The 9,227-nt window shown below is 43.2% G+C and carries 8 protein-coding genes; 6 read left to right on the top strand and 2 right to left on the bottom strand.

Annotated elements, in window-relative coordinates; all coding sequences use genetic code 11:
- Positions 1 to 362 precede the first annotated feature (362 nt).
- Positions 363 to 1,370, bottom strand: a complete 1,008-nt coding sequence (locus CHH60_RS22160; RefSeq protein WP_095361192.1) for an LLM class flavin-dependent oxidoreductase — start codon at positions 1,368 to 1,370, stop codon at positions 363 to 365.
- 386 nt (positions 1,371 to 1,756) lie between these two features.
- On the opposite strand from CHH60_RS22160, the gene CHH60_RS22155 reads away from it, so the two are divergent.
- The 5 genes from CHH60_RS22155 (at position 1,757) to CHH60_RS22135 (ending at position 6,724) form a co-directional block, all read left to right on the top strand.
- Positions 1,757 to 2,440 carry a response regulator transcription factor gene (locus CHH60_RS22155; RefSeq protein ID WP_095361191.1) on the top strand — a complete coding sequence of 228 codons (684 nt, stop codon included), beginning with the start codon at positions 1,757 to 1,759 and terminating at the stop codon, positions 2,438 to 2,440.
- A 14-nt stretch (positions 2,441 to 2,454) separates the two neighbouring features.
- On the top strand, positions 2,455 to 3,498 hold the full coding sequence (locus CHH60_RS22150; RefSeq protein ID WP_095361190.1) for a sensor histidine kinase: 1,044 nt from the start codon (positions 2,455 to 2,457) through the stop codon (positions 3,496 to 3,498).
- Between the two features lie 139 nt (positions 3,499 to 3,637).
- Complete coding sequence (locus CHH60_RS22145) at positions 3,638 to 4,423, top strand: ABC transporter ATP-binding protein (RefSeq protein WP_095361189.1); 786 nt, start codon at positions 3,638 to 3,640, stop codon at positions 4,421 to 4,423.
- Positions 4,410 to 6,341, top strand: a complete 1,932-nt coding sequence (locus CHH60_RS22140) for an FtsX-like permease family protein (protein WP_095361188.1) — start codon at positions 4,410 to 4,412, stop codon at positions 6,339 to 6,341. The genes CHH60_RS22145 and CHH60_RS22140 overlap by 14 nt, the downstream gene beginning before the upstream one ends.
- Before the next feature lie 26 nt (positions 6,342 to 6,367).
- Positions 6,368 to 6,724, top strand: a complete 357-nt coding sequence (locus CHH60_RS22135; protein ID WP_095361187.1) for a YxeA family protein — start codon at positions 6,368 to 6,370, stop codon at positions 6,722 to 6,724.
- A 235-nt stretch (positions 6,725 to 6,959) separates the two neighbouring features.
- Here CHH60_RS22135 and CHH60_RS22130 read toward each other — a convergent pair whose 3' ends face one another.
- Entirely contained in the window at positions 6,960 to 8,309 is a 1,350-nt protein-coding gene (locus CHH60_RS22130; protein WP_095361186.1) for an ABC transporter substrate-binding protein, read from the bottom strand.
- 203 nt (positions 8,310 to 8,512) lie between these two features.
- Between CHH60_RS22130 and CHH60_RS22125 the strand changes: the two genes are divergently transcribed.
- The gene (locus CHH60_RS22125; RefSeq protein ID WP_095361185.1) at positions 8,513 to 9,226 is read left to right on the top strand and encodes a response regulator transcription factor; all 714 of its coding nucleotides are present in this window, start codon (positions 8,513 to 8,515) and stop codon (positions 9,224 to 9,226) included.
- The last annotated feature ends 1 nt before the right edge of the window (position 9,227 follow it).

Genomic DNA, 9,227 nt, shown 5'->3' with positions numbered 1-9,227 from the left:
TTCTTGCATCATCATTTGGTTTGTCATGGTTATATTCCTCCAGTGAATGGGTTTTAAAGTAGATCGTTCAGTCCAAAATATTTAAAAAAATTGTCTATTCTACTCTGACACTTCAGCACCTCCGACTCTAGATGAAATTATTCATCTTTTTTTTAAACTTCTCTAAGGCGAATCGCAGGCTTTAGGAGCGGTGAAATATAGATCTTTCTGGACCGTAAGGAAATTCGAAAATACCATCTTCCTGCGTCAAATTTGCTTCACGAATCATCTTTGATTACGACCTCCTTTTATTCTTGACTATTTGATCTATAATTATCATATCATTACCGGAACGATTGGTCAATAATTATTTTGGTCCTTTTTCATGTCCAGATTTCCTTCACTGTCTCAGCCACAATCTCAAATGATCGCATACGAGCCTGATGATCGTAAATGTGGCTCGTGATAATGAATTCATCCGCTTCTGTTGCTTCATAAATAGCAGGCAGCTTCTCTCGAATGGTCTTCTGATCACCAATAATACCGAAGTCCAGTTGTTTGGAAATAAGCGCCTTCTCCTGAGGTTGCCATAATGCATCCATATTTTCCATCGGTGGCTGGAGTTTATCCGGTCGCCCGTGCAGAAGGCTTAGGACCTGCTGCGCTTCTGAAGTAGCAAGGTAGCGTGCTTCCTCTACGTTGTCAGCCGCCATGACGGTCAATCCTACCATTACATAGGGATCTGCCAACATTTTGGAGGGGACGAAGGAACTACGATACGCATTCAGCGCATGATGCAATCCATCTGGGGCAAAATGGCTCGCGAATGCGAACGGCAAGCCGAGGCGTCCTGCCAACCTTGCACTGACATCGCTGGAACCCAGCAGCCATATTGGAATGTTCAGCCCTTCACCAGGAACTGCACGTACACCTGAATGATTCGGATGCGCGTCCAGATAAGTACGTAACTCGTTCAGCAGATCCGGAAATTCCGCTCCATTAGCTCCTAATGTTCTCCGCAGCGCTTGAATTGTCCGCATATCCGTGCCAGAGGCTCTACCCAAGCCCAAATCAATTCGTCCTGGGAACAGAGATTCCAATGTTCCGAATTGTTCTGCTACGACAAGCGGCGCATGATTGGGCAGCATTACCCCGCCGGACCCCACCCGGATCTTCTCGGTAGCGTTTGCGACATGCCCAATAAGGAGCGAAGTAGCCGAACTCGCAATTCCCGGCATGTTATGGTGCTCAGCGAGCCAGAACCGATGGTAGCCCAGCTTCTCAGCGTGACGAGCAAGATCCAACGTACGTCGGTAAGCATCCTGGGCTGATCCGCCAGCCAATATCGGAGCCAGATCTAGCACAGAAAGTTTAGGTATCCATTTAGACATTTCGATTCAACCTCCATTATAATTTGACCATTCAGTCTGAAAAGAGCAAAAAAAATACATACTTTCATATTTATTTGATGGTATGATGCTCATTAATCATTTATTGTTTGCCCTCTTTCTGATTTGAGTATATCCTTTCTGGATCGAACGGTCAATAATTATTTTTAACTTGTTTCGTTATTCTCAATGAATCTTATTCGTAGAAAAGCTTTTTTACGTCCCTACCCTTCTTGGTTGTATTGAGCTAATACCTTTTTCTTCTCCTTTCCCCAAGGCAAACGATTAGTTAATTCCCTCATGCACCAACAAACGCTGCTTACTCCACTCCATCCATATAATGTAGTAGTATGAACTATATACATTACAAAAGGGAGAACGTTCACTCTATGGAATTTAATATATTTATAGTTGAAGATGATCAGGCATTATTTGAAGCGTTAAAGACCGGGCTGGAAGCATGGGCGTTTCGGGTTACGAAACCGGATGATTTTAATGAGGTCATGCGTTCGTTTCTTGATCAAGAGCCTCATCTGGTGATTATGGATATCACGCTGCCTAAATTTGACGGTTTTCATTGGTGTAGGGAGATTCGTTCTGTATCCGAAGTACCTATCATTTTCTTATCCTCCCGCGATCACCCGTTAGATATGGTTATGGCGCTTAATATGGGTGCGGATGATTTTATCCAGAAGCCCTTTCATACAAATGTACTGTATGCCAAGGTTCAAGCGATTCTTCGACGGACATACGCTTATGGGGAAACCCAGGCAGATACACTCGAATGGAACGGCGCCTTAATTGATTTAAAGCGAGGGGTTATCCGAAAATCAGCCGCGGAAGCAGATTTGACCAAAAACGAATTATTTTTGCTGATTTCGCTGGTGAAGTCCAACAATTCCGTCATTTCACGTCATGATCTGATTCGTAAGCTATGGGAGGATGAACAGTTTGTAAATGATAATACACTTACAACCAATATCACCCGTTTGCGACAGAAGTTAGACCCGCTTGGACTTTCAGACGCTATTGTGACAAAGAAAGGGATGGGTTACATGGCAGTGACTTTATAGGAGGAAATGCATTTATGTTAGTACGTTACGTTAGTTCAAAAAAAAGCTGGATTCTGCTATTCATCAGCTTGCTTGGTGTGACTGATCTGCTTATCCTTTTCGATCAGGGAGTAAGTGTCACACCCACCTCTTTCATATATTTAAATGCACTTTATATTATTGTGTTTGTTGTATTTTTCATTTGGCGGTACAGGAAAGAAACCAGGTATCTGGAAGCAGTTGCCAAACTACAGAAAGACATGCAAACTAACTGGTTCGAGAGTCTCCCTCAACCTGACAATGAATTAGATAAGATAACGGACAACGTATTAAGAGAGGCCTCATCCCATTTCAAACAATTGCTCTCTCAAGTGAAAGAAGCCCAACTGATTGAGAATGATTTTACTGCCTCCTGGATTCATGAAATCAAAACACCACTTACCGCTATGAAACTAATAATAGACACGCAAAGTAACCCGGATATAAGTAAAATTGAAACAGAGTGGCTGCGGATTCATCTGCTTGTTGAACGGCAGCTGTACATGACACGCCTTCCTGCCCTGGAATCAGACTACGTCCTTGAACGGCTGTCTGTACAACGTCTTGCCATTGAAGAAATCCAGGAGTTGGCTCCCTGGTGTATGGAGAAAAATCTGGCAGTCAACATTGAAGGCAATGATGCCGCTGTTGTTACAGACCGTAAATGGTGCCGCTTCATCATCAGACAGATCCTGACCAATGCCATCAAATATAGTCCTTCCGATACGTCACTCACGTTCAGAACAGCTGTTACGGAACAAGAGAATATCTATCTGGATATCATTGATGAGGGCCCGGGTATTCAGCCCCATGACTTGCCGCGTATATTTGATAAAGGTTTTACCGGCGGGAATGGAAGGATTCATAATGCCGCTACTGGACTCGGCCTCTATCTTGCCCAAACTGTTGCAGCCAAGATAGGAATCACACTTCAAGTCCACTCTAGCCAGTCGCAAGGTACAACAATGCGGTTAACTTTTACAGACTCTAATGCATTTGAGACCGTTAGAAGAGGACAAGCGGACCATATCCCGTTATGAACAGCCAAGGTTAACTTGGTTGTTTTTTTGTTAACCTGACGAATTCGTCACCTTCCGCTTCAACTCGTCACCCAAAGCGTGCGACACCAGGGATATTTGCACGTAAACTTAACCTATAACCACATATGGGAGGTTCATCATGAATGAAATAAATGAACAAGATACAGTATTGCACGCCCGCAATGTTCAAAAAGCGTATGGCTCGAGGGGCAGCACGCAACATGTTTTGAAAGGCATTAATTTACGTGTTCTGCGTAAAGAGTTTGTCGGTATCATGGGTCCCTCTGGTTCCGGTAAAACCACCCTGCTAAATGTACTCGCGACAATTGATCGAACAACTGACGGTACAATATTGATTGATAATGAAGATATATCCGCCATGACAAATGCCGCCCTTTCTGCGTTCCGCCGTAACAAGCTTGGCTTCATCTTCCAGGATTACAATCTTCTTGATACGTTGACGGTGAAGGAAAATATCCTTCTGCCGGTATCACTTAGCAAGCTAAGCAAGAAGCAGGCGGAGAGAGAATTTGCAGCGATTGCAGACGTACTGGGCATTCGGGAATTGTCGGAGAAATACCCATTCGAAATATCAGGAGGGCAAAAACAGCGAACTGCAGCCGGACGGGCTTTGATCCATCAGCCTTCTATCATCTTTGCAGACGAGCCGACGGGAGCCCTGGATTCCAAGTCCGCGTCATCGCTGTTGTCCGTAATGGATGAGGTGAATCGGACTAGAGAGGTCACCATTATCATGGTCACACACGATCCGGTCGCATCCAGCTATTGTAACCGCGTGGTCTTTTTAAAAGACGGGAAGATTTATTCCGAACTGTACCGGGGGGAGAAATCCAGACAGTCGTTTTTTAAGGAAATCATTGATGTGCAGGCTGTACTAGGGGGCGATAATATTGACGGTATTTGAACTGGCATTCCGAAGTATGCGGCAAAATGTGAAGCATTACTATCTGTATTTCTTCGCACTCATTTTCAGCATGAGCCTGTTCTTCATCTTTGCATCTCTCAAGTATGATCAGCAGGTACAGAATATGCTGGATTCAAGTGTGAATTTCACTACAGCCTTTCAGTCTGCAGCGGTCCTGCTTATGGTAATCATAGGGGTCTTCGCTGTTTCATCTAACAGCATATTCTTACGAAGACGCAGCCGGGAATTTGGATTATATCAGCTCATAGGGCTTTCCAAAGGTTGGATTATCCGTTATTTGCTCCTTGAGAATATCCTGCTGGGTTTGGGTGCTTTGATAACAGGAATTATCTGCGGAGCGCTCGTATCCCGTCTGTTTGTCCTGATCTTAATGAATCTGCTCAACTTGAACGGTCTGCCTTCGATAGACTTTTCTGTACTAGCAGCGTTAGAAACAGCCGTAGTGTTTATTCTCGTCATCGTTATTACTTCTATTCAGATGATAGTCATGATTAATCGCAGAACCCTGCTCGGCTTATTCCAGGCAGATAAGCAGCCTGATCTTATCAGCAAGCGGCCCTCTATTTTTACAGCTATAATCGCTGTACTTGGTGTTATATTGATTGGCTACGGGTATCAATTATCGGGCCATATGGTAGATGAACAATTAGTGTTTAATGCACTGCTGGTGATGGCATCTACAATAATAGGAACCTATATCCTGTTCAGGGTGACGATCAGATGGTGTCTCTACTGGTTCCGCAAACGTAAAAAAGGACATTTGGGCTTGTACAACAGTCTGTCGCTTGCTCCGCTGATGCACCGCATGAAGGCCAATGCCAACTCGCTTACATTAATAACTGTGCTGTCGGCTTTAACCCTTACACTTGTTACCATGGCGTATTCTATCTACTACTCTGTTGAGCAAACTACCCGCAAGGATTATCCATATGATTTCGCAATTGAGAATAACCAGCGGGATTCAGATGCATTTACAGCCGAGCTGGAGAGCAAAGGGATTAACTACAACCACTATACCATCAATACGTTCCGGACTAACGGTGTTGTTCTGGATCCGTTAACTGAATCCGGGTTTAGAGAAGGCACGCTATTATGGCTATCGGCAGAACAGTTGCAAAAATCCGGCAGAGATGTCTCTATACCTGACTATGGCGAAGCAATAGAATATAATGCTTCTGCTCTGAGCGCATATGATGACATTGATCTCACCAAACGTTATCCAACCATGATTGAACTGCGCTCAGAAACACAGACCAAGAGTTATCCTTTGAATGAAATATTGCTGGAGAATATCGTGAACGCCGGAATATCAGGTAGACAATTGTTAGTATCTGAAGACACCTTGGAAGAGATTGAGAGAAGAATGTCCAATATGGACGGTTTTGAACGGGTTGAGATAGATACATTTCTAGTCCCGGACAATAAGGAACTTGCGCTGGCTTCCTCTCTCTATCAGAAATATAATACGGACGAATATTATTCGGCAGACTTTTATTCCCGGTACACAAGTTTGCTCCAGCAATCCGGATTATTAATTTTTATAGCTGCCTTTCTGGGACTTGCTTTTCTTGCTTCAACCGGCAGTATTCTCTACTTTAAACAGATGAGCGAAGCCGAGCAGGAAAAACAGAGCTTTAGAACTTTGCGTCAGCTTGGTTTTGATGAAAAGATGATCATGAAAGGCATCTTGCGAAAGCAGATGCTGGTCTTTCTGCTGCCGCTGTTCATTGGAATATTGCATTCGGTCTATGCAGTCAAGGCAAGTTACTTCATAACTCTTTCGGACGATACCATCCCTGCGATGATTTCGATGGGAGCTTATGCCTCCATCTACTTCCTGTTCGCTTTCTTCACACTTGGGTATTACAAAAAAATCGTTCAGAACGCTATGTTATAACAACGACTACGGGGAGGTAATGTTGCATGAAAAAAAGCGTTATTTTTATTCTGACCGCACTAATTGTTTGCTCCGCCCTGTATTTAACATTCAAACGGGAGTTTGACCAGTTCAATCCATTCTACGAGGAACAATATGTGTACGCAGTAATCAATGAACCAGCCAAGAAGGAAGGTAAAAATGAATGGATTCGCTACAGATATAATCTGACAGGATATACAGGAAAGGGAGAAAAGAAAAAGATCACTTTCTCCTCAAGCAAAGAACAGAAATCAGAAAGCTATGTCAGGGTGCTTGCTAAGGGAGCCTATACCAAAGAATGGACTATAATAGAAGAGAAAATGATTCCCGGGAACGTTTTGAACCAGTTACGCTCCCATTGAGCATATGCCTGAACAGCAACTCCAAAGACAGCCAGTGCTGCTGCTTTAGAGTTGCTCTTTTTTGAGCGTGAGACGATCTGGCCAATGAAAGATAAGTATTTTGGGTTCTCCACTCCATTCTAAAGCAGCAGCATGGTTGCGAGATCAGGTTGGATTTTGCCCTTGCGCGCAAAAAAAAGACCCGCCCTTCATAAGAAGGGCAGGCCTAATTATTTTACTTCGTTGCCGTCTGAGCCTATTTCAGTTTATCAGCAGCAGCTTGAGTACCTGATTGAATGGCAGCAGTTGCTTTGGCTAGTGATTTCTTCCCGTTTACTACCTGTGTCAGTTCTTTTAATAGAATCGAACGAAACTTTAATTCGAAATTGGGTGACTTGTTCATGAGAGCATAGCTTGTTATCGATGAATCCAGATTAGGTCTTAATTTATAGAACGCATCCAACTTGTAACCTGAGTACTCCTTAGTCATGCGAGATAGAGGAGCACCGATACTATTATTAGAGCTCTTGGATTTATAGTATTCGCCAGCATAGTCTTCTCCATTAAAGTATTTAATGAAATCCCAAGCGGCATCGACATGATCTGCTCCTGCTGGAATCGCAAATATCTCATTAATGGAAACATTCCCTGTTGACTCTCGATCCTTAGAAGCCGCTGGGCCGGCAGCAATACCTAGCGTAAAAGGTTTATAATTCTTCACACCACTTTTTGCTGCTTGTAAGGACTGCAATTGACTAATCGGTGCTACGATCATAGCTGATCGTCCCATAATGAACGAGCTGCTTTCTAGGTAACTTTTGCCCGACAGACTGATCCTTTCGTCAAGTACTCCGGACTTCGTTGCTTCGCTCGCCAGATGATAAGCATTTTTCCACGCAGCGGTATTCGCGCTAGCCTTTAGAGTATTCGGATCCAAATACGTTAACCCTTCTGTTCTGGCGATATCCATGACCAAATTGCTGGATCCAAAGGAGCTTAAGCCCCAAATTCGGGAGTTCTTATCTCCTTTAGCAGGGAATTTTTGAGCAAGATTCAATATCTCTTTCCACGTCATTCCATCACTTGGTACTTTAACTTTGTACTTTTTAAATAAATCAGCATTATACAGAAGAGCATACGAATCTGCTTTTGGGCTTAACCCGTAAAGTTTGCCACCGCCTTGTTTCTTCAATTCATCAAGCAAGCCAGGGTATAACGTTGTCGTGTCATACCTATCTCGCTTAATTAACGGTTCTAAATCGACCAGTTTTTTATCTGTAGACAGTTGTTTGTAATGGTATGGGGGCAGCATAACAAGATCCGGTGAATACTTTTGGATAGCCCCATTGTAATCCTTAATCGCTTCCATACCTGCAGGTGCAACTACTTCGATGTTTGTATTCGGGTACTTCTGACTAAACAAATTTCCATACGTCATGTTGAAATCGTCTTCGTTCCAGTACAACACTTTTAAAGTACGTTTCGTATCTGCCTCATTGTCTGAATTTGCAGAAGCTTGTTTACCTGTGCTAAGGCCTGCTGAAATACCGATTAACATAACACTAAGACTAACAAGCATGGCCTTCTGTAAAAAATTTTGCTTCAAAAATAAAACCTCCACTCCATTTTTGTTCAAACGATTATTCGCTTGTGTTGAACTAAGTATAGAGGTGAAAGCTTATCATCTAACTACCGTACTTCTTATCATTTCCTTAATTAATACTGGCGTTACTCCATGCATAAAAAATATCACTTATAATTATCGTGCTGCCTTCCAAAGTAAGGTGGATACAGAATCAAGGAGGATCTATGGCAGAAAGTACGATTTTAATGGTGGATGACGAAGCGGAAATCATCCAATTAATGAGTATCTATTTCAATAACGAAGGCTACAAGCTCCTGCAAGCGTCAAATGGTGTAGAGGCACTGAAGATCCTGGATTCGCAACCAATCGATTTGATTGTACTTGATCTAATGATGCCTGAGATGGACGGGTTGCAAGCCTGTATGAAAATACGAGAAACGAATCCTATACCTATCATCATGCTATCGGCTAAAGGCCAAGATATCGATAAAATATCAGGTCTCAGCATCGGCGCTGACGACTACGTAACCAAACCATTCAACCCACTTGAGCTGATCGCACGTATCAAGTCGCAGCTTCGACGGATGAACCAGTTCAACGCCATTGCGGCTAACGCGAACGAAATACACATCGAAAATGTGACCATTAATATTGCGTCCCATACGGTAAAGGTCGATCAGCAGGAAATTAAATTAACTCCCCGCCAGTTCGCACTTCTTCATATGTTGGCAGTTAATAGAGGGACGGTGCTTCGTATGGATCGTATCTACGAAGAGGTCTGGAACGAGCCCTTTATGGAGTCAAAAAATAGCGTTATGGTACATATCCGAAAGCTCCGCGAGAAGATAGAATCTAACCCGCGCGAACCGCGAATCATCAAAACCGTATGGGGAATTGGATACAAAATAGAAAGTGATGAAAAAGCAAGGGGTGAGTAAT

The organism is Paenibacillus sp. 7523-1 (assembly GCF_002276415.1).
Classification (GTDB): Bacteria; Bacillota; Bacilli; order Paenibacillales; family Paenibacillaceae; genus Paenibacillus; species Paenibacillus illinoisensis_A.
Note: the sequence above shows the minus strand (reverse complement) of the source record. Positions and strands in the feature narration are given on the sequence as shown.